Annotated in this window: 22 protein-coding genes; 13 read left to right on the top strand and 9 right to left on the bottom strand. The window is 65.8% G+C overall.

What is annotated here, in order from left to right; all coding sequences use genetic code 11:
* Window positions 1–35 precede the first annotated feature (35 nt).
* The 4 genes from BDW16_RS16770 to BDW16_RS16755 form a co-directional block, all read right to left on the bottom strand.
* Complete coding sequence (locus tag BDW16_RS16770) at window positions 36–1,370, bottom strand: hypothetical protein (protein WP_083954251.1); 1,335 nt, start codon at window positions 1,368–1,370, stop codon at window positions 36–38.
* A 147-nt stretch (window positions 1,371–1,517) separates the two neighbouring features.
* On the bottom strand, window positions 1,518–2,927 hold the full coding sequence (locus tag BDW16_RS16765; protein ID WP_066576804.1) for a M16 family metallopeptidase: 1,410 nt from the start codon (window positions 2,925–2,927) through the stop codon (window positions 1,518–1,520).
* A 1-nt stretch (window position 2,928) separates the two neighbouring features.
* Window positions 2,929–4,347: a M16 family metallopeptidase gene (locus BDW16_RS16760; protein ID WP_066576807.1), complete on the bottom strand. Its 1,419-nt coding sequence runs from the start codon at window positions 4,345–4,347 to the stop codon at window positions 2,929–2,931.
* 59 nt (window positions 4,348–4,406) lie between these two features.
* Window positions 4,407–5,162 carry a competence/damage-inducible protein A gene (locus BDW16_RS16755; protein ID WP_066576809.1) on the bottom strand — a complete coding sequence of 252 codons (756 nt, stop codon included), beginning with the start codon at window positions 5,160–5,162 and terminating at the stop codon, window positions 4,407–4,409.
* A gap of 63 nt (window positions 5,163–5,225) precedes the next feature.
* Between BDW16_RS16755 and map the strand changes: the two genes are divergently transcribed.
* From map to BDW16_RS16735, 4 genes are all read left to right on the top strand, one after another.
* The gene (gene map, locus BDW16_RS16750; RefSeq protein WP_066577007.1) at window positions 5,226–6,053 is read left to right on the top strand and encodes a type I methionyl aminopeptidase; all 828 of its coding nucleotides are present in this window, start codon (window positions 5,226–5,228) and stop codon (window positions 6,051–6,053) included.
* Window positions 6,053–6,235 (top strand): hypothetical protein, encoded by a 183-nt coding sequence (locus BDW16_RS16745; RefSeq protein WP_066576812.1) that lies wholly within the window; start codon window positions 6,053–6,055, stop codon window positions 6,233–6,235. The genes map and BDW16_RS16745 overlap by 1 nt, the downstream gene beginning before the upstream one ends.
* Window positions 6,236–6,375: 140 nt before the next feature.
* Window positions 6,376–7,560, top strand: coding sequence for a BaiN/RdsA family NAD(P)/FAD-dependent oxidoreductase (locus tag BDW16_RS16740; RefSeq protein WP_066577009.1), 1,185 nt, complete (start codon window positions 6,376–6,378; stop codon window positions 7,558–7,560).
* Window positions 7,561–7,673: 113 nt separating this feature from the next.
* A complete protein-coding gene (locus BDW16_RS16735) occupies window positions 7,674–8,333 on the top strand; it encodes a cation diffusion facilitator family transporter (RefSeq protein ID WP_066576816.1) in 660 nt (219 codons plus the stop codon).
* Between the two features lie 40 nt (window positions 8,334–8,373).
* Here BDW16_RS16735 and BDW16_RS16730 read toward each other — a convergent pair whose 3' ends face one another.
* Window positions 8,374–10,188, bottom strand: a complete 1,815-nt coding sequence (locus BDW16_RS16730; protein ID WP_066576820.1) for a DUF885 domain-containing protein — start codon at window positions 10,186–10,188, stop codon at window positions 8,374–8,376.
* Between the two features lie 313 nt (window positions 10,189–10,501).
* Between BDW16_RS16730 and BDW16_RS16725 the strand changes: the two genes are divergently transcribed.
* Window positions 10,502–10,840, top strand: coding sequence for a P-II family nitrogen regulator (locus BDW16_RS16725; protein ID WP_066576824.1), 339 nt, complete (start codon window positions 10,502–10,504; stop codon window positions 10,838–10,840).
* Window positions 10,841–10,965: 125 nt separating this feature from the next.
* Window positions 10,966–12,378, top strand: coding sequence for a type I glutamate--ammonia ligase (gene glnA / locus BDW16_RS16720; RefSeq protein ID WP_066576826.1), 1,413 nt, complete (start codon window positions 10,966–10,968; stop codon window positions 12,376–12,378).
* 86 nt (window positions 12,379–12,464) lie between these two features.
* On the opposite strand, the gene BDW16_RS16715 is transcribed toward glnA, so the two are convergent.
* Window positions 12,465–13,091: a TetR/AcrR family transcriptional regulator gene (locus BDW16_RS16715; RefSeq protein WP_066577015.1), complete on the bottom strand. Its 627-nt coding sequence runs from the start codon at window positions 13,089–13,091 to the stop codon at window positions 12,465–12,467.
* A gap of 97 nt (window positions 13,092–13,188) precedes the next feature.
* On the opposite strand from BDW16_RS16715, the gene BDW16_RS16710 reads away from it, so the two are divergent.
* The 4 genes from BDW16_RS16710 (at window position 13,189) to BDW16_RS16695 (ending at window position 18,508) form a co-directional block, all read left to right on the top strand.
* Window positions 13,189–13,926, top strand: coding sequence for an SDR family NAD(P)-dependent oxidoreductase (locus tag BDW16_RS16710; RefSeq protein ID WP_066577018.1), 738 nt, complete (start codon window positions 13,189–13,191; stop codon window positions 13,924–13,926).
* Window positions 13,923–15,041, top strand: coding sequence for an MFS transporter (locus tag BDW16_RS16705; RefSeq protein WP_066576829.1), 1,119 nt, complete (start codon window positions 13,923–13,925; stop codon window positions 15,039–15,041). The genes BDW16_RS16710 and BDW16_RS16705 overlap by 4 nt, the downstream gene beginning before the upstream one ends.
* Before the next feature lie 81 nt (window positions 15,042–15,122).
* The gene (locus BDW16_RS16700) at window positions 15,123–17,459 is read left to right on the top strand and encodes a TonB-dependent receptor plug domain-containing protein (RefSeq protein ID WP_083954252.1); all 2,337 of its coding nucleotides are present in this window, start codon (window positions 15,123–15,125) and stop codon (window positions 17,457–17,459) included.
* A gap of 2 nt (window positions 17,460–17,461) precedes the next feature.
* Window positions 17,462–18,508: a phytase gene (locus BDW16_RS16695; RefSeq protein WP_066577021.1), complete on the top strand. Its 1,047-nt coding sequence runs from the start codon at window positions 17,462–17,464 to the stop codon at window positions 18,506–18,508.
* A 33-nt stretch (window positions 18,509–18,541) separates the two neighbouring features.
* On the opposite strand, the gene BDW16_RS16690 is transcribed toward BDW16_RS16695, so the two are convergent.
* Window positions 18,542–19,330 carry a hypothetical protein gene (locus tag BDW16_RS16690; protein ID WP_066576830.1) on the bottom strand — a complete coding sequence of 263 codons (789 nt, stop codon included), beginning with the start codon at window positions 19,328–19,330 and terminating at the stop codon, window positions 18,542–18,544.
* A 104-nt stretch (window positions 19,331–19,434) separates the two neighbouring features.
* On the opposite strand from BDW16_RS16690, the gene BDW16_RS16685 reads away from it, so the two are divergent.
* Entirely contained in the window at window positions 19,435–20,937 is a 1,503-nt protein-coding gene (locus BDW16_RS16685) for a PQQ-dependent sugar dehydrogenase (RefSeq protein ID WP_066576831.1), read from the top strand.
* A 39-nt stretch (window positions 20,938–20,976) separates the two neighbouring features.
* On the top strand, window positions 20,977–22,284 hold the full coding sequence (locus BDW16_RS16680) for a M20/M25/M40 family metallo-hydrolase (protein WP_066576833.1): 1,308 nt from the start codon (window positions 20,977–20,979) through the stop codon (window positions 22,282–22,284).
* On the opposite strand, the gene BDW16_RS16675 is transcribed toward BDW16_RS16680, so the two are convergent.
* Complete coding sequence (locus tag BDW16_RS16675) at window positions 22,281–23,255, bottom strand: quinone oxidoreductase family protein (protein WP_066576837.1); 975 nt, start codon at window positions 23,253–23,255, stop codon at window positions 22,281–22,283. The genes BDW16_RS16680 and BDW16_RS16675 overlap by 4 nt on opposite strands.
* A gap of 87 nt (window positions 23,256–23,342) precedes the next feature.
* Between BDW16_RS16675 and BDW16_RS16670 the strand changes: the two genes are divergently transcribed.
* The gene (locus BDW16_RS16670) at window positions 23,343–24,767 is read left to right on the top strand and encodes an aldehyde dehydrogenase family protein (protein WP_066576839.1); all 1,425 of its coding nucleotides are present in this window, start codon (window positions 23,343–23,345) and stop codon (window positions 24,765–24,767) included.
* Between the two features lie 40 nt (window positions 24,768–24,807).
* Here the strand turns inward: BDW16_RS16670 and BDW16_RS16665 are convergent, their stop codons facing one another.
* Window positions 24,808–25,164, bottom strand: coding sequence for a TFIIB-type zinc ribbon-containing protein (locus BDW16_RS16665; protein ID WP_075152722.1), 357 nt, complete (start codon window positions 25,162–25,164; stop codon window positions 24,808–24,810).
* Window positions 25,165–25,171 lie beyond the last annotated feature (7 nt).

The following is a 25,171-nucleotide window of genomic DNA, read 5'->3' as shown; positions in this document are numbered from 1 at the left end:
GCGCGGGTGGAGCGGGCTTTCGCTACGCCCTCGCCTCAGATCTTGGCGGGAACGCTGTGCAGCCGGGCCTCGATATCGGCATAGACTGCCGGATCGTCCTGCAACGCGATCGGGACGAGATGCTCGCCGCCATTGACGCGGCCAATGGTGAAAGCTGCGGCAGTCCGCCCTTCGCCGCCACCGGGGAGACGATACCGCGCGTCGGCAACCAGCACCGGCGTGAAGCCGTCCTCGCCGTCGTGCGCAGCCGCGTCGACCAGCTCACGCGGCAGCGTTACCGCGGCATCGAGACGTTTGCCGCCGCCCGGCTCGATCCGCTCGGCGGGCACGACCTGCTCCGTGGGCAGTTGCATGAGCAGTCGCTCGATCTCCGAAGGAACGGCGGCGCTGTCGCCCAGCATGAACGCGCCGATGCGGACATCCTCCGCGGGCAGCGCGCCGGCATTGGCAACGGTCAACTCGAACTCGACCATAGCGCCGCGGCGGCTCATTCCCGCGCGAGTCGGCCGCATCGCGAGCTCAAGCACCGGGCGGCGGCCCTGCGGTTTCGCGCCGCCCAGCACCGCATCGATGTCCGCGGCATCAGGCGTGACCAGCTCCGGATTCTCGAGCGCAGGCTGCGCTGCGGTCGAAGCCACCTCCGGCTCGTGGCGCGGGGCGACGAAGATCGGCGCGGCGGCCACCGGGTCGGCAAGGCGCGGCCTGTGCACGGGTTCATGCACGAGCTCGGGCTGGACGGCGGCGGCCTCGGAACGGGGCGCATAGGCCAGATCCTCGTCGCGGCGGCGCGGACGTAGCAGCAGGAAGGCCGCGATCGCAGCCAATGCCAAGCCGGCGGCGGCGAGAATCAACCAGAGATTGCCGTTACCGGACGGTTCCGGCTGAGTCGCAGTCTCGGTGACCGGGGCCGCTGCGGTCTCGACCGGCGGATTCACGATCTCCGCTGAAGGCGGAGTCGCCGGCGCAGCGGCAACCGACTCGGCCGTTTCGGCTAGCGCGGTCTCAGGCGCGGGCTTCACGGCTGGGCGCGCCAGTGCCTCGGATCGCGGAGCGGGCCGTGCGGCGCGCTGTAGCTGCCGCGCCTCGGCTCGTGCGGCTTGGCGGGCGGCAGCGCGTTCGCGCTCCTCCTGCTCGACCTGAGCCAGCGCGCTGGGCGCGACCGGAGTGCGGGATTCGCCCGATGGCGCCTGCACCGCGGGTGCAGGTGCAGGTGCAGGTGCAGGAATCGGCGCAGGCTGGCTAGGCACCAGCACCGTCGGCGGGGTCACCGTCTCCTGCGCCAGCGCGGTTGTAGGGAGGGCAACGGCCGCAAGCAGCACGGCGATCGCCCGGCGGTGCGCGTAACGCGCTGGGTTGCTGTGTTGGGTCATAACGGGGGTTCAATGAGTGGAACCCGCATTTCGTCGCGTCACAAACTCGCAATTGCGGCGAACCGTTGACTGTCATCGCTCAAATGAAAAACGGGGCCAGCATCATACCGGCCCCGCTTCATTTCACTTCACTTCCCGAATATTCGTTCAAGGGACCGTAACGGTCTTGAACTCGACACCCTTCAACTCGGGAAGTTCCTGAAGCTGCGGCGTGACGACCTTCAGGTCACCCACCACCACCAGCGTCAACTTGTCGATCGGCAGGTTCTTTGCCGCTTCGCTGATCTGCGCCGGGGTTACAGCCAGCGTGGCGGGGACATATTTATCCATCCAGTCGCGCGGCAACCCGAGCGAGTCCCGCGTCGCCAGCGATCCCACCAGCGCCCCCGGGGTCGAGTTCTGGATCACGAACAGGCCCGCCATATACTGGCGCATCCCCGCCGCTTCCTCGTCGCCCGGCGGGGTCGCCTGGAGCGTGCGGATCTCGTGGAACACTTCCTTGAGCGCCGGACCGGTCACCGCGGTGGTCACGTCCGCGTTGAACGTCCACACCGCATTGGCCGGGTAGAAGGCCAGGCCAGATCCCGGCGAATAGGTATAGCCCTTCGCCTCGCGGATGTTGCGCGTGATGCGCGAGCTGAAGGATCCGCCCAGCAACGCGTTCGACACGCGCATCGGGATGTCTCCCGGCGTCCCCGCATTCGGTGCCGGATAGGCGATGCTGAAGGTAGATTGCGGTGCGCCCGGCCGGTCGACCAGCAAAACCTGCGGCCCCGGCTTGGGGCTCGGCGGCAGCGACAGCCGCTCCGGACCCGCGGCCCAGCCACCGAACGCCTTCTCGACCGCCGCTTTCACCACCGCCGCATCGAACTTGCCGGCAATGTAGAGATGCGAGCGCTTCGCCCCGAAATTCGCGGCGTGCCACGCCTTGAGCTGTGCGGTGGTGTAGGCGCCGAACTGCTGCGGAGTCGGCAACACCCGGCCATAGGGGTGGTCCGCGCCGTAATAGGCCCGGGTCAGCGCCGCATTGGCGAGCGTGCCCGGCTGGCTCAGCGCTACCGCTAGGCGGCGGTTCCAGTTGGCCTTGACCCGCGCCAGCTCGCTTTCGGGATAGCTCGGCTTTTGCACGACATCGGCGACCAGCGCGATCGCATCCGCTGCGCGCTCGGACAGCACATTGAGCGTCACTGACGAGCTTTCAGCCCCTGCGTTGGTGCCCAGCCCGCCGCCCATTTCGGCAGCTTTCTGCGCGATCTGCGCGGCGGTCATGCCTGCCGCGCCTTCCTTCAGCATGTCCACGGCTAGCAGCCCGAGCCAGGTATTCTCGCCCTCGTTGAGCGAACCGGCATAGGTCTGGAGCGACACCACCACCTTGGGCGCGACGCCATAGGGGATGAGCGTGACCTTCATCCCGTTGGCGAGCGTGAATGTTTCCGAAGCCGGTACCTTGAACGCCTTGGGCGCCGGGATCGGCGGCGGTGTGGTCGGAAGCTCCTGCGCGGCGAGCGGGCCGGTGAGCAGCGTTGCAGCCATCAGGCTTGCGATCATGCGGCGCATCTTACTTGGCTCCCGCGGGCTTGGGCGCAGCAGCGGGCGCCGCGCCGGGGTCGATCGCGTAGATCGATCGGTTGGTGGAACGCAGATATTCCTGCGCGGTCTTCTGGATCAGCGCCGGCGTCACCTTGGCGAAGCCGTCCTCGATCTGGTTCACCTTGTTCGGGTCGTTGTCGAACAACGCATACACCGCCAGCAGGTCGATCAGGCCGATCCGTCCGGTGCCGTCGATCGTCGAGTAAAGCGACGAGCGCATCTTGGTTCGCGCCCGCGCCAGCTCCTCGGCGGAGACCGGCTTGGTGCGCAGATCCTCGATCACGCTGTCAACCGCCGCCTTGATCTCGTCGCGGCTGCGATTGGCGTCATGCGTGAAGTTGAAGCTCCACAACATCGGGCCCTGATAGTTGAACATATTGCCCAACGGGAAGTTGATCCCCCCGCCTACCTCGCCGGCAATGCCGGTCTCGGCCACCAGCTTGCGGTAGAGACGACTGTCCTGTCCCTTGACCAGCATCTGGTCGATCAGGCCCATCGCATACCATTCGGGCGTGCCGCGCGCGGGAACGTGATAGCCCGCCGCCCAGCCCGGTTTGGGCGCAAGGCGATCGACGCGGCTCTTGAACTTCTCCGCGGTCTGGCGCGGCTCGCTGATGTCGGGCAGCTTCACCGGTGCGGATTTGGGCATCCAGCCGAAATATTTCTCGACCATCGCTTTGGTCGCCGCATAATCGATGTCGCCCGCCACCACGAGCACGGCGTTGGACGGCTTGTAGAAGGCGTCATGGAACTGGGTGGCGTCCGCCACCGTCGCCGCCTCGATCTCCTTGAGCTCGCCGTAGAAGTTATGGCTGTTGTACCAGTTGGTGTTGGCCAGCATCGGCAGGTCGATCCACGGCCAGGTGCTGTACGGCTGGTTGAGGACGTTGACCTTGACCTCGTTGCCGACGACGCCCTGCTGGTTCTTCAGCACCTCATCATTGATGACCGGGCTCGCCATGCGATCCGCCTCGAGCCACAGCATCCGCTCGAGCGCGTTCGAGGGAACGACCTCGAAATAGTTGGTGAAGTCGAACCGGGTCGATCCGTTGAGGATGCCGCCTGCGTTGCTGATGGTACTGATATGCACGCCCTTGGGCGCGTTCTTCGATCCCTGGAACAGCAGATGCTCGAACAGGTGCGCGAAGCCGGTGCGCTCCTTGGGCTCGATGCGGAAGCCGATGCCGTAATAGACGCCGACGGTCACCGTCGGCGAGATCGTGTCCTTGGCCAGCACCACACGCAAGCCGTTGGGCAGCGTGTAATATTGCATCTCGACCGACAGCTTCTGCTGCGCCTCGCGAGCCGCTGCGGGCGTTGCCGCCAGCCCGAGCGGCAGCGCCGCTCCGGCGAGCGCAAGCACCGCCACCCATCGTTTCATCTTCATGTGCATCCCCTGCTGATATTGTGTGTTACGATATCAGCACAGCACGTCACGTAAAGGGGTTAGATACCCCCTTTGACGACCTCGTACCCCGCGGCCGAAAGCCGGGCGCCCAGCTCCGCGGCGCAGGTATCGACCAGCGCCGGGTCGGTCGCCCGGACGACGAAATTGGCCCCCGTCCGCCCTTCACGGAAAAAGGGGTAGCTGCCGATCGCAACCCCCTCGAACGCGCGTTCGGTCTCGCCGAGCAGCCCGGAAATCTCGCTCTCCGCCGCCCAGCTGCCGATCGTTGCGCTCACCACCGGCCGCCCGCCCTCGAGCGTACCGGTCAGCGCGTCGAGCATCCCCGCGGTGATATGCGGCACCCCCGCCAGGATGAAGAGGTTGCCGACGCGGATGCCCGGCGCCCCCGACATCCGGTTTGGTATCAGATCCGCGCCCTCGGGAACGCGTGCCATGCGCAACCGCGCCTCGGTCAGCCCGCCGCGCGTCTCGTAATAGCGTTCCATCAGCGCGCGCGCCTCCGGATGGATCACCACCGGCACCCCCAGCGCCGCCGCGATCGCATCGACGGTGATGTCGTCATGCGTCGGGCCGATCCCGCCTGTGGTGAAGCAATAATCGTATCCGGTGCGGATCGCATTCACCGCTTCGACGATGCGGTCCTGCGTATCGGGCACCACCCGCACCTCGGCCAGCTGAATGCCCTGCACATTGAGCCAGATCGCGATCTGCGCGACATTCTTGTCCTGCGTGCGGCCCGAGAGAATCTCGTCGCCGATCACCACAAGTCCCGCGGTCCAGATACGCTCGCTCATGGCATGGCCATAGCCTGCCCGGCCGCCCTCGCAAAGCCGCCCTCTTTCGCCTATATCGCGGCGATGACCGAATATGTTGCCGTAACCGAAGACACGAATTTCGCCCGCGACGGGTCGATCAAGCTCTATGGTCCCGACGGGTTCGCAGGGATGCGCGCCGCCGGGCGCCTTGCCGCGGACATTCTCGATGCGCTGGTGCCACATGTCGTGCCCGGCGTGACGACGCAGGAGTTGGACGACATCGTCCGCAAGATGACGATCGATGGCGGCGCGGTGCCCGCGACGCTCGGCTATCGCGGCTATACGCACAGCTGCTGCATCAGCATCAACCATGTCGTCTGCCACGGCATTCCGGGCCCCAAGACGCTCAAGGACGGCGACATCGTCAATATCGACGTCACGCCCCTGCTCGACGGATGGCACGGCGACACCAGCCGCATGTATCTGGTCGGCGACGTGCCCTTGAAGGCCAAGCGCCTGGTCGACGTGACCTATGAATGCCTGATGATCGGGATCGAAATGGCGAAGCCCGGCAACACGATGGGCGATATCGGCCACGCCATCCAGAAATATGCCGAGAAGCACCGCTATGGCGTGGTTCGCGATTTCTGCGGCCACGGTCTTGGCCGCGTCTTCCACGACGCGCCCGAAGTCGTCCATGTCGGCCGCCCCGGCACCGGCCCGGAGCTGCGCCCCGGCATGTTCTTCACGATAGAACCGATGATCAACATCGGTCGCCCCGACGTGAAGCTGCTCGACGACGGCTGGACGGCGGTAACCCGCGACCGCTCGCTCTCGGCGCAGTTCGAGCATTCGATCGGCATCACCGAGGACGGCTGCGAGATCTTCACGCAGAGCCAGCGCGGCCTGCACCAGCCCCCGTACGCCTGATGGCAGAGGGAAAGTTCGAGCGGCACCGCCAGCCGTGGCGCACCGACGAGGTGCAGAAGCTGCACACGCTGGCGAAGAAGGGCATGGCGCTGAAGGCGATCGCCAAGGCGCTGACCCGCAGCGAGGAATCGGTCAAGGACCGCGCCAAGGCCGACGGCCTGTCGATCGCGAAGCTGCGTTAGGCAATTCCCAGCTACCCTAAGCCGTCACCCCGGCCTTGTGCCGGGGTCCACGGTTCCGCAAGCATTGAACAAGAGGCTCATTGTCACCGCTCGCCTTCCGGTGGATCCTGGCACAAGGCCGGGATGACGAAGGAAGCGACGTGACCGCCCAACCAACCACCTACGACGCGATCATCCTCGGCGCAGGCGCCGCCGGCCTGATGTGCGCGCTCACCGCCGGCCAGCGCGGGCGTCGCGTATTGCTGATCGACCATGCCGATCAGGTCGGGAAGAAGATCCTCATCTCCGGCGGCGGACGGTGCAACTTCACCAATCTGGGCATCGCGCCCGACCGCTATCTCTCCGCCAACCCGCATTTCGCCAAGTCGGCGCTGCGCCGCTACACCCAGCACGACTTCATCGCGCTGGTCGATCGCCATGGCATCGCCTGGCATGAAAAGACGCTCGGCCAGCTCTTCTGCGACGGCAGCGCGAAGCAGATCGTCGCGATGCTGCTCGCCGAATGCGAGGCCGGCGGGGTCGAGATCGCGCTGGGCCATGCGGTTCGCGACGTGACGCATGCCGATGGCCAGTACCGGGTGAGCGTCGGCGACCGCGAAGCCACCGCCCCTGCCCTCGTCCTCGCCACCGGCGGGCCATCCATTCCCAAGATGGGTGCCACCGGCTTCGCCTATGATCTTGCGCGCAAGTTCGGGCTCAAGGTGGTCGAGCCCCGTCCCGCGCTCGTGCCCCTGACGCTCGGCGGAGACGAAGTGCTGTTCCGCGAGCTCTCGGGCGTCGCCGCGCCGGTCGAGGCGCGCGCGGGCAAGGCGAAGTTCCGGGAGGCGGCGCTGTTCACCCATCGGGGCCTGTCCGGCCCTGCGATCCTCCAGGTCAGTTCTTTTTGGCGCCATGGCGAACCGGTCGAGATCGATTTCCTCCCTGATCGGGTGCCCAACTGGCTCACCGAAGCCAAGCGCGCCCACCCCCGCACAACGCTACGCAAGCTGCTCGGCGATGCGCTGCCCAACCGCCTCGCCGACACGCTCGCCGATCAGTTGGAGCTCGATACTGAACTCGCCAATACCGCCGACAAGAAGCTGGCAGAAGCCGAACGCCGCCTTGCCGCCTGGCACTTTCACCCCAACGGCACCGAGGGATACGCCAAGGCCGAAGTTACGATTGGCGGCATCAGCACCGCGGGCCTGTCCTCCCAAACCATGGAAGCACGCGACGTCCCCGGCCTCTATGCGATCGGCGAAGCGGTGGACGTCACCGGCTGGCTCGGCGGCTACAATTTCCAATGGGCCTGGGCGAGCGGCTGGGCGGCTGGAATGGCGCTCTGATCTGCCCATCGCGCTGTCGTGAAACGGTAGCGCCAATAAAACATATCCTGATCGCCTCACTATTGTAGCACGCCCTGCGATGCGGCACCGTCGCACCCGGGGGACGACAAGCAATGATACTCTGCTTTTTGCTCGAGCTTGTGTGGCAAGCGCTGACCTCACGCCCTAGTTTGGCCGGGCTTCAGGACTTTGTAGCCATTGTTATCAACGCGCTTGGCGGCTGCCTGACCTTCGTGTTCAGCGGAACCAAGATCACCGACTGGATATCGGTTGGCATTACAGCAATCGCAGCCGTTGTCGCCTTGAACGCATATCGCTATACCAGGCGGGCCGCACGTGAATCCCATGCCCAGACTTTGTTTCGCGAGTATCTGAAGTTCAGAGCGGATATTCAGGCAGACAGCAAATCAGTTCCCGACAAGGGAGATTTCATTTCCTACAAACTCCACGCGCTTGAGGAACTTTGGGACTATGTCGAGCAGATGACGATCTTCTGGTCGGACAATGAGTCCGGCGGACGGAAACAAGACCCGAGAAGATTCAACATATGGCCGATGTCAAGAATTCCTCCGCTTGGAAGATCGCGTAGAAAAGAATGGCAGGCATACTTCAAATCATGGGAACAGACGATCGCCTACCAGCTTCACCGGGATGGCATTGAAACGATCGAGCACATGATGCTGCCTCATATATCAGAAATATATGGTAGGAGATTCGTGAAGTTCGTAAAAAGAACTCACGAATCTCTCACCAGTACGAGCTACACTATATAGCTCCATTGATACGAATGACTGGCCTGCATTCTTTACAAATTCACTTCGCCGACACGATCCAGTCATCCACCTTCTTTTCCAGCACCGGCATCGGCAGTGCACCCGTGTCGAGCACCGTGGCATGGAAGGCGCGCGGATCGAATTTGGCTCCCAGTCCCGCCCTGGCTTTCGCCTTCGCGTTGAGGAGGGTCAGCTGGCCGATCTTGTACGCGAGCGCCTGCCCCGGCATCGCGATATAGCGCTCGACCTCGGCGATCGCGTCGGTCCTGGGCATCGGCGAGTTGGCGAGCATATAGTCGATCGCCTGCTCGCGGCTCCAGCCCTTGGCGTGGAGGCCGGTATCGACCACCAGCCGCATCGCGCGCAGCATCTCGTCGCTGAGGCCGCCCATCCGCTGGTACGGCTCCACCGCGACATCGAGTTCCCTGTACAGCGTCTCGGCATAGAGCGCCCAGCCCTCGACGAAGGCGGTGTTGCCGCCGAAGCGCATGAAGGCAGGGAGCTTGTCATTCTCCTGCGCCAGGCTGATCTGGAAGTGATGCCCCGGCACGGCCTCGTGCAGGTAGAGCGTCTCCATGCCCCAGGTATAGCGCACCGGCAGATCGTGGGTGTTGTAGAAGAACACGCCCGGACGCGACCCGTCGGGCGTACCCTGGACATAGCTGCCCGCGGCATCGCCTTCGGCACGGTAATCGGGCACCGGGCGGATCTCGAGCGGGGTCTTGGGGATCAGCGAGAATTGCTCGCGCACGCGCAGGTCCACGCGCTTGCCGATCGCCTCATACCCCTCGCGCAGCGCGTCGGCGCTCTTGGGCTGGAAGCGCGTGTCGGTGCGCAGGAAGGTGAAGAATTCGGGCAAGGTTCCGGTGAAGCCGACCGCCTTCTTCTGCGCCTCCATCTCGGCCAGGATACGCTTCACTTCGGACAGGCCCAGATTGTGCACATAGTCCGCGGTCAGCGGCAGCGTCGTGTTGCTCTCGATCGCATAATTGTACACCGCCGCGCCGCCGGGCAGCGCCGAGGTGCCGACGGTATCGCGCGCGGCCGGGAGATACTCGTTCGCCAGGAAGTCGCGCATCTTCCTGTGCGCGGGGATGATCACGTCCCGGATCTGTGCGGCATAGGCCGCGCGCAGCCGCGCCTGATCGGCTTCCCCGACGCCGTCGGGGAACTTCTTGACCGGCGCGTAGAAGACCGAGTCCTCGACGCCCTGCGCGATCAGCTTGTCGAACTGACCGATCATGTTGCGCACGACGAGCTTGGGCTGGACGATCTTGCGCTTCATCCCCTCGCGGAACAGCCCGATCACGCGATCATAGGTCGCTGCATATTCGATGTTGCGCTTGAGATTGTTGTCATAGTCAGCGACCGTCTTGAACGGTGCCGCACCCTGCCCCGAGGCAAAGTCGGGATAGAAGGTCTGAAAACCGGTGAAGTGATCCATCGGCAGGTACTTGCCGACGCTCATGATCGCGGGGGCAAAGCCCTTGAGGCTACGCTCCTGATCCGCCTTGAACACGTCATAGGCGATCCGGTTCACCGCGCTCAGCTTGCTCCGGTCGATCCGCTTGAGCGCGGCAAGGTCGTGCTCGACCGCCGCCTTCTCGGCAGCGGTATAAGCGTCGGTGTAATAGTTGCCGAGCCTGTCGGCGTAGCGCAGGTCGCCGCGGAAGATCGCCATCAGCGGCTGGCGCTTGAGCATCGCTTCGTCGCTGGCGTGGAACAGCGCCTTGAGCCTGGCGTCCTCGACGCCTTCGCCCGGCTGGGCCGCCGGGGCCTGCTGCGCAAGCGCGGGGGCGGAAAGAAGGGCGCTTCCGGCAAGCAGACCGGCGAGCATCAGGCGGGCGAGGCGCATAGGTTAAGAAATCCCCGAACAGGTGTGATAGCGAACCGCTACACCCGCCTTCCACACGCGGCAAGGCTGCCCCGCAATCGCGCAGAATTTCGCCCGCCCTGCCCAATTGTTAGGCAGGGATTCACGCGCCCGCGCCGCTACGGTGCCGAATCCCTTCGGACAGATGGACCGGGGATTCTGGCACGGCTCGTGCAACCCGCGCGGCAAGGGGCGTTTTGCTTGATCCTTGTCCGGGCCTTCGCCAAGCATCGGTGCGGGACCAGGCAAAGTCGGAGCGAAGCCAGCTCCGCTTGAAGCGAAGGAATGACAGGCCGTGAAAAAGATCGAAGCCATCATCAAGCCGTTCAAGCTGGATGAGGTGAAGGAAGCACTGCACGAAGTGGGGGTTTCGGGGATCACCGTCACCGAAGCCAAGGGGTTCGGGCGCCAGAAGGGGCATACCGAACTGTATCGCGGTGCAGAATATGTCGTCGACTTCCTCCCCAAGGTTAAGCTGGAGGTCGTGGTCGAGGACGCGCTGACCGACCGCGTGGTCGAGGCGATCGCCGCCGCGGCGCAGACCGGCCGCATCGGCGACGGCAAGATCTTCGTCACCGCGATCGAGACCGCGCTGCGCATCCGTACCGGAGAGCGCGACGACAACGCGATCTGATCGCCACGTTTCAGCTGATCATACGAATTTGACGCAGCGCAAAAATTTCACGAGACACCGCTGCAACGCAACATGATTCTCCGGCAGCCGCCGGTCTGACAATCAAGAGAAAGGGCTTGGTTCCAATGGCTAACACCGCCGCCGACATTCTGAAGATGGTTGAGGAACAGTCGATCGAGTGGATCGACCTGCGCTTCACCGACCCCAAGGGCAAGTGGCAGCACCTCACCATGGTGGCCAGCATCCTCGGCGAGGACGAACTGACCGACGGCCTGATGTTCGACGGATCGTCGATCGAGGGCTGGAAGGCGATCAACGAATCGGACATGATCCTGAAGCCCGATCTGGACGCGGTGTGGACCGATCCGTTCAGCGCCACCCCGATGCTGATCCTGGTCTGCGACATCGTCGAGCCTTCGACCGGCGAGCTCTATGCCCGCGACCCGCGCTCGACCGCGAAGCGTTCGGAGGCCTATCTCCAGTCGCTCGGCATCGGCGACACCGTCTATGTCGGCCCGGAAGCCGAATTCTTCATGTTCGACGACGTCCGCTTCGAGAACACCTATTCCTCGAGCTATTACCAGCTCGACGATATCGAGCTGCCGGGCAATTCGTCCAAACAGTATGAGAGCGGCAATATGGGCCACCGCCCGCGCGCCAAGGGCGGTTACTTCCCCGTCGCGCCGGTGGACAGCGCCGTCGATATCCGTGGCGAGATGGTCTCGACCATGCTCGAAATGGGCCTGCCCTGCGACAAGCACCACCACGAGGTCGCCGCGGCGCAGCACGAGCTGGGCCTGACCTATGGCACGCTGGTCCAGACCGCCGACCGCATGCAGATCTACAAGTATGTCGTGCATCAGGTCGCGCATGCCTATGGCAAGACCGCGACGTTCATGCCCAAGCCGATCAAGGAAGATAACGGCTCGGGCATGCACACCCACTTCTCGATCTGGGATGGCGGCAAGCCGCTGTTCGCGGGCAATGGTTATGCCGGCCTCAGCGAGATGTGCCTCTACTTCATCGGCGGCGTGATCAAGCACGCCAAGGCGCTCAACGCCTTCACCAACCCGTCGACCAACAGCTACAAGCGCCTGGTCCCGGGCTATGAGGCGCCGGTTCTGCTCGCCTATTCGTCGCGCAACCGCTCGGCCTCCTGCCGCATTCCGTACGGCGCGGGCAGCAAGGCGAAGCGCGTCGAGTTCCGCTTCCCCGACGCGCTGGCCAACCCGTATCTCTGCTATGCGGCGCTGCTGATGGCCGGCCTCGACGGCATCCAGAACAAGATCCATCCGGGCGACCCGATGGACAAGAACCTCTACGATCTGCCGCCCGAAGAACTGGCCGAAGTGCCGACCGTGTGCGGCTCGCTTCGCGAGGCATTGGACAGCCTGGAAGCCGATATGGACTTCCTCCTCAAGGGCGACGTGTTCTCGAAGGACCAGATCGAGGCCTATATCGAGATCAAGCGCGGCGACGTCGCGCGCTGGGAAATGACCCCCAGCCCGGTCGAGTTCGACATGTACTATTCGGCCTGAGCCGAATCCCTTCCAGGCGCCGCTTCCGCAGGAAGCCCGCCGGACAGCGAGACGCCCGGACCCGCAAAGGTCCGGGCGTTTTCGTATCAGTTGTTCAGCCGCCGCAAGCCGCACCAGCCCAGCAGTCCGCCGCGCGCCGCGGCCTCCAGTGCCGCGCGCCCCGCCCCGTCGCGTGCGAGCACCGACATGCCGGTCTGCACGCTGAGCAGAAACGCCGCGGCGCCGGCGACATCGAAGCCGGACGGCAACTCGCCATCGGCGACCGCGCGGGAAAGCCGTTCGGCGATGAGGTCGAGACCGGCCCGCCGTCGCGCACGAAGCTCGCACCGGACAGGGTCGCTCTCGCCATCCGCATGCTGGGTACCGAGCACGATCATGCACCCAGCCGGATCGCCGGGCGTCGAATAGGATCGCGCGGTCGCAGCCAGGAATTCCTCGATCGCGGCGTCGATCGTCGGGATATCGCGCAGCGCCCGCCAGATTTCGGTGCCGTAATGCGCTGCGTAGTGCGCCACCGCCTCACGGAACAGCGCATCCTTGCTGCCGAAGGCCGCGTAGAGGCTCGGCGCATTGATCCCCATCGCCGCCGTCAGGTCGGCGAGCGAGGTCCCTTCATAGGTCTGGCGCCAGAATAGCCGCATCGCGCGTTCGAGCGCCGCATCGCGATCGAACCCGCGGGGTCTGCCCCGTTCGGTCCGCTTAGCTTCCGGCATACCGGCCTCCTTTCTGTAGCGATCGATATAGAAAGCGGTTGACGCGCGGGCAAGCTGGCCCATATTTGTATCGATCACTACAGAAATGGAGATTGCAATGCGACTGGACGGGAAGCGAGCCTTGGTTACCGGCGGCAGCCGCGGAATCGGTGCGGCGATCGCGCGGCGGCTGGCTCGGGAGGGCGCGGATGTCGCCATCACCTACGCGTCCTCGGCCGGCGCTGCTGCCGGTGTGGCCGCCGAGATCGAGGCGCTCGGCCGCAGGGCGCTGGCGATCACCGCCGACAATCGCGACGCCGCGGCGGTCGAGGCCGCCGTCGACCAAGCAGCGGCGGCGCTGGGCGGGATCGATATCCTGGTCAACAATGCCGGCATCTTCCTCGCCGCGCCGGCGGACGACCTCAGCCTGGAGGATTTCGACGCGACGATGGCGGTCAATCTGCGCGCGCCGTTCGTCGCAGTGCGCGCGGTGCTCCCGCATATGGGCGAAGGCGGCCGCATCGTCGCGATCGGCAGCAACGTCGCGCTGGTCGCCCCCACGCCGGGCTTCTCGGTCTATTCCACGAGCAAGGCAGCGGTCACGATGCTGCATCAGGCGCTTGCCCGCGATCTCGCGCCGCGCGGCATTACCGTCAACACCGTCCATCCCGGATCGACCGACACCGACATGAACCCCGCCGACGGTCCGCACGCCGCGGACCAGATCGCCCGCACCGCGCTCGGCCGGTTCGGCAGCGCCGACGACATCGCCTCGGCGGTCGCCTATCTCGCCTCCCCCGAAGCGCGATCGGTGACGGGCACCGCGCTTCTGGTCGACAGCGGCGCCAACGCGTGAGGCTCGCCGCGGCCGCGCCGCTCGTCTTCGGCGCGGCCGTGATGGTGGCGGCGGAATTTGTCGTCATCGGCCTGATTCCGCCAATCATCGCCGATCTCCGGCTCTCGCCCGCGCAGGCGGGATCGCTGATCACGGTATTCGCGCTTTCCTCAGCGCTGCTCGGACCGCCGCTCGTCGCGGCGGCGACACGGCTGCCGGCGACGTTCGTGCTCGCCGGCGCCCTGCTGCCCTTCGCCGCGAACCTGTTGCTGCTCGTTGTGCCTGATTTCCCGCTCATGCTGCTGCTGCGAGTGTTGCAGGGCGCGGCGCTCCCTCTGTTCATGAGCCGGGCCGGAGTTCAACTCGGCGGCGGCGGGGGCAACGGGCGGGGGATCGCGCTTCTCTATGTCGGCGTGACACTCGGCGGCACGCTCTCACCGCCGGCGGGCAGCTTCATGGCCGGCCAGTTCGGCTGGCGGCTGCCGGTGGCGGCGATCGGCGCGCTCGCGCTGGCGGGCATCATCGCTTGCTTGGCGGGAAGCTTCGACGCGAAACCCGATCGTACCAGCGCGCCCTGGCGTCTGTTGGCGCGTCCCACGCTGCGCCGCCACCTGCTCCTCTCGACCCTGGCGTTTGCGGCGATGTTCACTGGTTTCAGCTATGCCGGGCTCCTGCTCCGCCATGCCGGGTTTGTCGGCGATGACGTCACGCTCGCGCTTCTCGCCTTTGGCGCTGCGGGCCTTGGCGGAAACTGGCTGGCGGGGAAGCTGGCGTCGCGCGCGCTCGCCGGCACCGCCATCTCGGCGCTGCTCACGGCGATGGCGGCGCTCACGCTCGGCACCGGCCCGTCCGTCGCCGGCGTGGTGATCGTGATCTGGGGTGCGGCGCATGCCGCGGGGTTCGTCTTTTGCCAAGTCCGGGTGATGGATGCCGCGCCGGAAGCGCCGGGCTTTGCCGGATCGCTCAACATCTCGGCCGCGAATATCGGCATCGCGATCGGTAGCCTCGGCGGGGGCAAGGCGATCGAGGCGGGCGGCGTTACGGGCGCTTCCGCTGCTGCGTGCGTCATAGCCCTGCTCGCGGTGGGCGTCGCCCTGACGTGGCCCAATAGCAACGTCATACAAACGTCATCGTAACGCAACCGATCCGACATCGATTTAGCACCGGAGTGACATGCGCCCCGCCTAGGCGCCCCTTCGACTCAATCGGGGGACCTCATGAACTGCAAATCGATCGTCGCCGCCCTTGCGGGGGCCAGCCTGCCCGTGATCGCGCTTGGCCTCGCCGCGCCCGCCGCCGCCCAGGCCGACGCGGCGGATGCCGAAGCGCAGACCGGAGGCGAGATCGAACGCGCCGCGGACGTCGTGGTCAACGGCAGCATCGCCTATCGCAACCGCACCGAGGGCGCCGAGCCCGAGCTGGTCTATGATCAGGAATTCTTCCAGCGCTTCGAGCCGCTGACCGCCGGCGACGCGCTCAAGCGCGTGCCCAGCGTCACCTTCCTGTCGGACGTGATCGAGAGCGACGGTGCGCGCCTGCGCGGCCTCGACCCCGGCTATACCCAGATTCTGATCAACGGCGAAAAGGTGCCCGGCACCAATGCCGACCGCAGCTTCTTCCTCGACCGGATCCCGGCCGAACTGATCAAGCAGGTCGAGATCGTCCGTTCCTCCTCTGCCCGCCGCACCGGCGACGCGGTCGCGGGCACGCTCAACATCGTCCTGCGCGACGGCTATCAGCTCGACGGCGGCTATATCCGCGGCGGCGCGCTGTTCTTCGACGATGGCGAGGTCAAGCCGAGCTTCGGCGCGGTGTTCGGAACCCAGGCCGGTCCCGGCCGCCTGCTCCTCGGCGCCAATGTCCAGGGCCGCTACAACCCCAAGAAGAAGTTCAGCACGCGCTTCGCATCGCCCGGCGGCGCCTTGCTCAACCGTGAGGATCAGTCGGACATCCGCGACGGCACCGACTATGCCTTCAACACCAGCTACAATATCGACGGCGAGACCACCGATATCGAGCTGAGCGGCTTCTATGTCCGCACGGATCGCATCGAGACCGAGCGTTCGTTCGAGTACAATACCGCGACCGGCTCCCGCGGCTCGCTTCGCAACGGGAGCGGCGGCAACCTGCTCACCGACAATTCGAACATCAACAACATCGATCAGTACAACTACTCGATCGGCGCCAAGATCACTCAGGAATGGTCAGCCGGTGAGACCAAGCTCAAGGTCGGCTTCGCCAAGATGAACGACGAGCAGTGGGAAACCGAGAACGAGATCGACTTCGACCGCGCCGTGCCGCGCTTCACCGGCGATCGCTTCGACACGCATATCCTCGACCGCGAATTCTCGGCCGGGGTCGAGCACAAGGCGCCGCTCGGCAACGGCATCGACCTCGTCTTCGGCGGCTTCTACCAGAACAAGGTCCGCGACGCGGACATCGAGGATGCGGCGCGCCAGCGCTTCAACCTCACCGCCGCGTTCCACACCGGCTACAACCAGTTCCAGTCGAGCCCCGACCAGAACGCCACCGCGTTCATCAACTTCGCGCCGTCGGTCGACAGCAAGGTCAAGGAAGAGCGCAAGGATCTGTTCGCGCTGGTCGAAGGCGATACCGGCCCGGTGAAATGGGAAGTCGGCCTCCGCTGGGAGAACACCAGCACCCGCGTCGACGACCTGACCACCGCCGCAGCGCCGATTAGCGGTGACTACAGCCATCTGCTGCCCAGCGCCTCGGCGAAGATCAAGGTGGGCAATAGCGGCCGAATCGCCATTTCGGGCGCACGCACCGTCCGCCGTCCGCGCTTCGACTACATCACGCCGGGCAATGTCGACAATCTCGGCGACAACCCCTTGATCGGCAACCCGTTCCTGCGGCCCGAAAGCGCGTGGGGCGCCGATATCGGCTATGAACACCGCATTGGCCGCACCGGCGTGATCGGCGTCAACTTCTTCTACCGTGACGTCAAGGATCTGGTGGAGATCGAGACGGTCCGCGCACTGAGCGGCACCGGCAACAGCACCATCTTCGAGCTGCAGCCGCGCAATGCCGGCGATGGCCGCGTCTACGGGGTGGAGTTCGACCTCTCGACCAGCCTCGGCTTCCTCGGCCTTCCCGACACGGGCGTATTCGGCAACATGTCGTGGCTTGAGAGCGAGATCACCGACCGGTTCGGCGAGCGCCGCTTCAACGACCAGTCCAACTATGTCTACAATTTCGGCGTCATCCAGAACGTGCCGACCTTCGCCGCGGCATTCGGGGCGACCTATCGCAAACAGGGTTCGGCGTTCGGGCGCATGGTCGGTGAAGAGGTCCGCACCACCTATGGCGCGGATCTCGAGATCTTCGTCGAGAAGCGTTTCGGAAAGAGCTTCACGATCCGCGCGGTCGGCTCGAACCTGCTGAATGGCGCCAAGCAGGAGCTGTTCAACAAGTTCGCCACGATCGGTGGCCAGAAACGGCGCGACGCCGCACTGGGCGACTGGGAGGAGTATGAGATCGAGCGCGAGACCGCTGGTCCCGTGTTTCAGTTCATGGCACGTTTCGCTTTCTGATGATGAAGCGCGCCCTCACCCTCAGCCTGCTGCCGTTCGCGGCGGCAGGCTGCGCCTCGACCAAGAGCGAGGTTCCGATCGTCCCCACCACCCCGGCGGCCAGCGTCCAGGCACGCGGCGAGACCGAGGCGGTAGGCACCGCCAATGCCGATGCCGCGGACGATCCCGCAATCTGGCGCAACCCGGCCAATCCCGCCGCCAGCCTGATCGTCGGCACCGACAAGAAGGCCGGGCTGCACGTCTATGACCTGACCGGCAAGGACCGCTTCTTCATCGACGCCGGCCGGGTCAACAATGTCGATCTGAAGGATATGGGCGAAGCGGGCGTGATCGTCGCGGCGAGCGACCGCAACGATCCGCGCAACGCGAAGCTCGCGCTGTTCCGGCTCGACACCGCGACCGCGAAGCTGATCCCGCTCGGCACCGTGCCGGTCGGCGCGGGCGAGGCCTATGGCGTCTGCCTCTACCGTACCGGCGGCAGGCTCCACGCCTTCAACGTCATCAAGGACGGCACGATCCGCCAGGTCGAGCTGGACCTGACGGGCCCCGCGCCCACGGGCAAGCTGCTTCGCACGATGAAGCTTGCCACCCAGTCCGAAGGCTGCGTCGCCGATGAGCGTACCCACCGCCTCTATGTCGGCGAGGAGGATGCCGGCGTGTGGCGCTTCGACGCGCGCGCCGACGGTCCGGTCGCAGGGACCAACATCGCCGCTGCGGACACCGAGAAGCTCATCGCGGACGTCGAGGGCGTCGCCATCGCCACCGAGGGCGAGGGCAATGGCGGCTATCTGCTGGTCTCCAGCCAGGGCGACCACGCCTATGCGGTCTACCGACTGTCGGACGAAGCATTCGTCGGCCGCTTCCGCCTCACGCCCGGCAAATTCGGCTCCACCGAGGAGACCGACGGGATCGAACTGATCACCGGCGATTTCGGCCCGGACTATCCGGGCGGCCTGTTCATCGCACAGGACGGCTACAACCCGCCCAAGGCGCAGAACTTCAAGTTCGCCGCCTGGGCCGACATCAAGGCCGCGCTCAAGCTCGACTGACGCGATGACCGCGCGGCCCGCCCGGCCGCGCGGTCATCGCCAGCCGCTGAGGTCCGCGGTTTCCAGCGTCGCGAGCAGATCGGGATATTCGCGGTCGAGCACCTTGAGGGTGCCGCGAAACACGCCGCGCAGATAGTCCTTGAGCTCGCGCTCAGCCGCATCGGCATTCTCACCCGCCATCCGTACGAAAATCGCGAGTGCAGCGGTCAGCGCCTCCTCGCTCAGATAGCCCTGGCGGCGCATCTCCCAGCCGGACTCGGCTTCGTTCTGGAACTGCGCAAAGGTCTTGGCGCCATTCGCAACGAAGATACCGAAGCCGAGGAACACCGCGGCGACGTCGGTCGCATGCTCTTCCAGGTCCGCGCCGCCCGGCGGCATGCTGCCATCGGCATGGATCAGATAGTGCGACAGCTCGTGCGCGAAGGTCGCGACCAGATCCGCCGGCCGCGCCAGCGCGGAAGGATTGTAGGTAATCACCACGCCGTTTCCGTCATGGCCGAACGTACCGCCGGGCGGGCTGTAATCGTGCTTCAAGGCATGGCCGGGGGCGATCCGCGTTTCCCGCTCCGCCGCGCCCGCAACCAGTTCGCACGCCCAGCCCGCCATCCCGGCATGGCCTCGCACCTGATCGAACAGTTCGACGGCTCGGTCATGGCCCTCGAGGCGGCTCGGGGGAAAAAACTCATCCGTCGGGAGGATCGTGCGCGCCTCGCGATAGGCCCTGTCGCGATCGACGGTCTGGATCAGCCACGCGAACACCGCGAGCAGCCAGTCATATTCATCCCGGTCGATCGGCAGTCGCGCACGAAACAGACTGAGCATCCATGTCCCCTTACAAAGAGATAGCGCGAGCGCCCGTCTCCCCATAGACCAAAGGAACAAAGTTGCGCTCGCGCGTTTCGACTTTGCTGTAACGGGAGGAAATCATGCGCCGGTCGGTCTTGTTGTCAGTCCTCGGCGCGACCACGCTTGCCGCATGCAGTGGTGGTGGCACGCCAACGCCCAGCCCCACGCCGACCCCGGCCAACCGCGCACCGGCCTTCACTTCGGCCGCGACCGCATCGGTGGTGGAAAATGCCACCGCTGTGCTCGCCGCGGCCGCGAGCGATCCCGACGGCAACCCGCTCACCTTCTCGATTGCGGGCGGTGCCGATGCGACCCGTTTCACGATCACGCCTGCCGGCGCCCTCGCCTTCGCGCCCGCACCCAATTTCGACCTTCCCGCCGATGCGGACGGCGACAATGTCTACCAGGTCCAGCTGCGCGTCAGCGACGGGAGCCTCTCGGCGACGCAGGATGTGTCCGTGACCGTCACCAACAGCCGCGAAGGGATCGAGGTGCGCCGCGTCGGCACCGGGTTCAACCAGCCGCTCTATGTCGCGGCCATCCCGGGCGATACGCGCGTCTATGTGGTCGAGAAGGGCGGCGGTATCTGGCGGCTCGATCCTGCGACGGGGGCCAAGACGCTGATTCGCACCGCGGAGAACCTCTCGACCAGCGGCGAGCGCGGGTTGCTTGGCCTGACCGTCAATCGATGGTCCACGAACCCGCTCGACGTGTTCGCCGTTGCTACCGGAACGGACGGGTCGGTGCAGGTTCGGCACTATATTCTTGACCGCCCTTTGATCGGCGGCGGCGTTCCCTTTGAGATCGTGCTGTACATTCCCCACGCGGATTTCAACAATCACAACGGCGGCTGGATCGGCTTCGGCCCTGACAACCTCCTGTACGTCGGCGTGGGCGACGGCGGCGGATCGGGCGACCCGAACAACAATGCCCAGAACACCAATGTTCAGTTGGGCAAGATCCTGCGCATCGCCCAGAATCCCGATCCTTACGCCTGTGCCGCGGTCTGTCCCTGGATGCCTGCGCCCGGCAATCCCTATCTCGCGGGCGGTGGTGATCGGTATGTCTTCGCGATCGGCCTGCGCAATCCGTTCCGCGCGTCCTTCGCGCCCGATGGCCGCCTGATCATCGGCGATGTCGGTCAAGGCGCGCGCGAAGAGATCGACATCGTCCGGCCCAACCAGCCCGGCCTCAATTTCGGCTGGCGTTTCCTCGAGGGTACCCAGCCGTTCAGCGGAACTGCGCCCGCCGGCCTCACCCCGCCCGCCACCGAGTACAGCCACGGCACCGGACCGCGTCAGGGGCGATCGGTGATCGGCGGCTATGTCTATCGCGGGCCCGTGGCCTCGCTCACCGGATCCTACATCTTCGGCGATTTCATCAGCGGCAACATCTGGAGCGTCCCCTATGCCTCGCTCGTCGCGGGCAGCACGCTCGCGTCGAGCAGCTACGAGCGCCGGAACCTCGACCTCGCGCCCGATGCCGGAACCATCAATCAACTCGCCTCCTTCGGTGAGGATGCCGCGGGCAACCTCTTCATCGTCGATCTCGACGGCGAGATCTTCATGGTGACTCCGGGCTGAGGGTTGCGGCGCGCGCGGCCAGCCGCTTTAACGTGCGGCATGTATCGCACCCCGACCCTGGCTGTACTGGCCCCGTTCGCCCTGATCCTCGCCCTGCCTGCGGCCGCGCAGAGCGACGCCGAGCAGAAGATGGCGGCCACCGTCAAGGCGGAGACCGAACGCCACGTCGCGCTGCTGGAGACACTGGTCAACCAGAACTCCGGCTCGCTCAACATCGACGGGGTGACCAAGGTCGGGCAGATGGTCCGTACCGAGCTTGAGCCGCTCGGCTTCAAGGTCGAGTGGATCGACATGAAGGAGACCGGCCGCGCCGGGCATCTGATCGCGACGCATACCGGCAACGGCAAGGGGAAGCGGCTGTTGCTGATCGGGCATCTCGACACGGTGTTCGAGCCCGAATCGCCCTTCCAGAAATTCGTCCGCAACGGCGACCGTGCTTCGGGCCCCGGCATCGGCGACGACAAAGGCGGGATCGTCGTGATCGTCGCGGCGCTGCGCGCGATGCGGGCGGCGGGCACGCTCAAGGGCGCGGATATCAAGATCGTGCTAACCGGCGACGAAGAGCGTACCGGCAAGCCGCTGGAGATCGCGCGTCGCGACCTGATCGCCGCAGGAAAATGGGCCGATGTCGCGCTGGAATACGAGAATCTGGCGCGCGACGAGAGCGGCGACAAGGGCACGATCGCCCGGCGCAGCTCGGCGAGCTGGACGCTCACCACGAGCGGCAAGACCGGGCACAGCAGCGGGGTGTTCGGCGCCGCGCTCGGCTATGGCGCGGCCTATGAGCTGGTGCGCATCCTCGACGAGTTCCGCCGTACGCTGCCCGAGCAGAATCTGACCTTCAACATCGGCACGATGGCGGCAGGCACCCCTGCGACGCTGGCGCCGAACAACTATCAGGTCAGCGCGAGCGGCAAGACCAACATCGTCGCGGAGCAGGCCGTCGCGCGCGGCGATCTGCGCGCCCTCACGCCCGAGCAGGAGGCGAAGACCCGCGCCGCGATGCAGGCGATCGTCGCAAAGAGCCTGCCCGGCACCAGCGCGAAGATCGAATTCGAAGAATCCTATCCGCCGATGGCGCCGACCGCGGGCAACCGTGCGCTCCTCGTCAAGCTCAACGCGGTCAACCGCGACATGAAGCTTCCCGAGATGACCGAGATGGACCCGGCCAAGCGCGGCGCCGCCGACAGCGCCTTCGTTGCGGCCGATGTGGATACGCTCGCCGGCCTCGGCGTCGCGGGCGGCGGCGCCCATGCCGAAGGCGAGTGGGTCGATCTGACCTCGATCCCGCTCCAGGCGCTGCGCAACGCGGTGTTCATGACGCGGCTGAGCAAGGAAAAGCGCTAAGGGATCAGCAGCGTCGCACCCATCGTTTCGCCCGCCTCGATGGCGCGATGGGCCGCGGCGGCGTCCTCCAGCGCGAACCGCTGGCCGATCTCGACGCTCAGAACGCCGCTCGCCACCAGCTCGAAGACCCGTGCCACACCCGCGGCGCGCTCCTCGGGGCTCGCATAATAGTCGTACAGCGTCGGGCGGGTGACGAAGAGCGACCCGTGGCGGCTCAGCGTGCCTAGATTGACGCCTTCGACCGGGCCGCCCGCATTGCCGAAGCTGACGATGAGCCCGCGGCGCGCGGCGGACTTGAGCGACGCCTCCCAGGTCGATCCGCCGACGCCGTCGAGCACGACCGGCACGCCTGCGCCACCGGTGATCTCGCGCACCCGCTCGGCGATATCCTCGCGCTTGTACTCGATGACATGATCCGCGCCGAGCGCTCGTGCCCGCGCCGCCTTCTCGGGCGATCCGGCGGTGCCGATCACCGTTGCGCCGAGATGCTTGATCCACTGCACCAGCAGCTGCCCGGTGCCCCCCGCCGCGGCGTGGACCAGCACCGTCATTCCCGGCTGTACCCGTGCGGCACGCTCGACCAGATACTCGGCCGTGCAGCCCTTAAGCATCACCGCCGCGGCGACCTCGTCCGAGATCGCATCGGGCAGTTTCGAGAGGATGTCGGCGGGCACGTTGCGTTCGCTGGCATAGGCGCCGAGACCCGGACCATAGGTCGCGACGCGATCGCCCGGAACGAGCGACGCGACGCCGGCGCCCACCGCCTCGACCACTCCGGCCGCCTCGCCGCCAAGCCCGCTCGGCAGCGGTACGGGGTAGAGGCCCGAGCGGTGATAGGTGTCGATGAAATTCAATCCCACCGCAGTCTGGCGCACCCGCACTTCACCCGGCCCGGGCGGCGGCAGATCACGCGTCGTCCACAGGATCACCTCGGGTCCGCCGGTCTTCTCGATCACCGCAACACGCGCCATGCACTCATCTCCAGTTTCAGGTTGCAACCGGTGCCCCGCATGGCCATCTAAGCCACCATACCCGATGCTTGAAAACCGGAGGCCAGGATGCGGAGCTATTTGAAGCACTATATTGGTGGCGAATGGGTCGAAAGCGAGGGCGGCACTCGCCACGACGTGATCAATCCCGCGACCGAGGCGCCGGTGACCGAAATCACGCTCGGCTCGGAAGCCGATGCCGACAAGGCGGTCGCTGCGGCCAAGGCAGCGTTCGACAGCTTCTCGCGCACCAGCGTCGATGAGCGCATCGCACTGCTCGAAGCGATCCTTGCCGAGTACAAGAACCGTGCAGGCGACCTTGCCGACGCGATCGCTGCCGAAATGGGCGCCCCGATCAGCCTCGCGAAGACCGCGCAGGTCGGCAGCGGCATCGGCCATCTGATGTCGACGATCAACGCGCTCAAGGCCTTCGAATTCTCCGAGCAGATCGGCCAGAGCCTCGTCGTGCACGAGCCGATCGGCGTGGTCGCGCTGATCACCCCGTGGAACTGGCCGCTCAACCAGATCGTCGCCAAGGTCGCCCCCGCGCTCGCAGCCGGCAACACGATGGTACTGAAACCCAGCGAGGAAGCACCGGGCAGCGCCGCGATCTTCGCCGAGATCATGGACAAGGCCGGCGTTCCCGCGGGCGTGTTCAACCTCGTCCAGGGCGACGGCCCGATCGTCGGCACGGCGCTCAGCCGCCACAGGGATGTCGACATGGTGAGCTTCACCGGATCGACCCGGGCGGGCATCCAGGTCGCGAAGAACGCCGCCGAGACCGTCAAGCGCGTGCACCAGGAGCTGGGCGGCAAGTCGCCCAACGTCATCCTTCCCGGTGCGGACCTGTCCAGGGCAGTCCAGGTCGGCCTGTTCAGCGTCGTCATGAATTCGGGCCAAAGCTGCATCGCCCCTGCGCGCATGCTCGTCCACGAAAGCCAGGCGGCCGAAGCCGCGCAGATCGCGAGCGGGTTGATGAAGGCGGTCGAGACCGGCGACCCCGCTCAGGAGGGCCGCCATATCGGCCCCGTGGTCAACAAGGCGCAGTGGGAAAAGATTCAGGGCCTGATCCGCAAGGGCATGGAGGAAGGCGCCAAGCTGGAGACCGGCGGCCCCGGCCGGCCCGACGGCATCGAGACCGGCTATTTCGTGAAGCCGACCCTGTTCTCGGGCGTGCGCAACGACATGACGATCGCGCGCGAGGAGATCTTCGGTCCGGTGATCACCATCATCCCCTATCGGGACGAGGAAGAGGCCGTCCGCATCGCCAACGACACCGATTACGGCCTGTCAGCGGTGCTGTTCGGCAGCCCCGAGGAAGTGAAGCGCGTGGCGCCCCGCCTGCGCGCCGGCATGGTCTATATCAATGGCGGCCAGCCTGACCCCAGCCTGCCCTTTGGCGGCTACAAGCAATCGGGCAATGGCCGCGAGCACGGCAAGTTCGGCCTTGCCGAGTTCATGGAAGTGAAGGCGATGGTCGGCGCGCTGGCCTGATCGAAAAAACCCTCCCCGGTGACCGGGGAGGGTTCGAACCTCAGTCGAACAGTTCTTCGAGGAAGCTTTTCCGGCGCTTGTGCTTGTAGCGCGGGTCATAGCCATGTCCGTAGCCCTGATGGCCATAGCCCTGTTGCGGCGGATAGCCGCCCTGCTGCTGCCAGGGGCTGCCCTGCGGAGGGGGCGGCGGAGCTTGCGGTGCCTGCGGCGCGGCCGGAGTTGCGGGGGTCTCGGCAACGCCGCTGCGCTCGATGATCTTGTCGAGCTCGCCGCGGTCGAGCCAGATGCCCCGGCATTGCGGGCAGTAGTCGATCTCGATCCCCTGCCGATCGCTCATATGCAAGCCCACCTTGCATACGGGGCACAACATTCCGGCAACGGCTTCAGCGGTTCGCATCGAATAC

Origin of the sequence: Sphingomonas koreensis, assembly GCF_002797435.1 — a bacterium.
Classification (GTDB): Bacteria; Pseudomonadota; Alphaproteobacteria; order Sphingomonadales; family Sphingomonadaceae; genus Sphingomonas; species Sphingomonas koreensis.
Note: the sequence above shows the minus strand (reverse complement) of the source record. Positions and strands in the feature narration are given on the sequence as shown.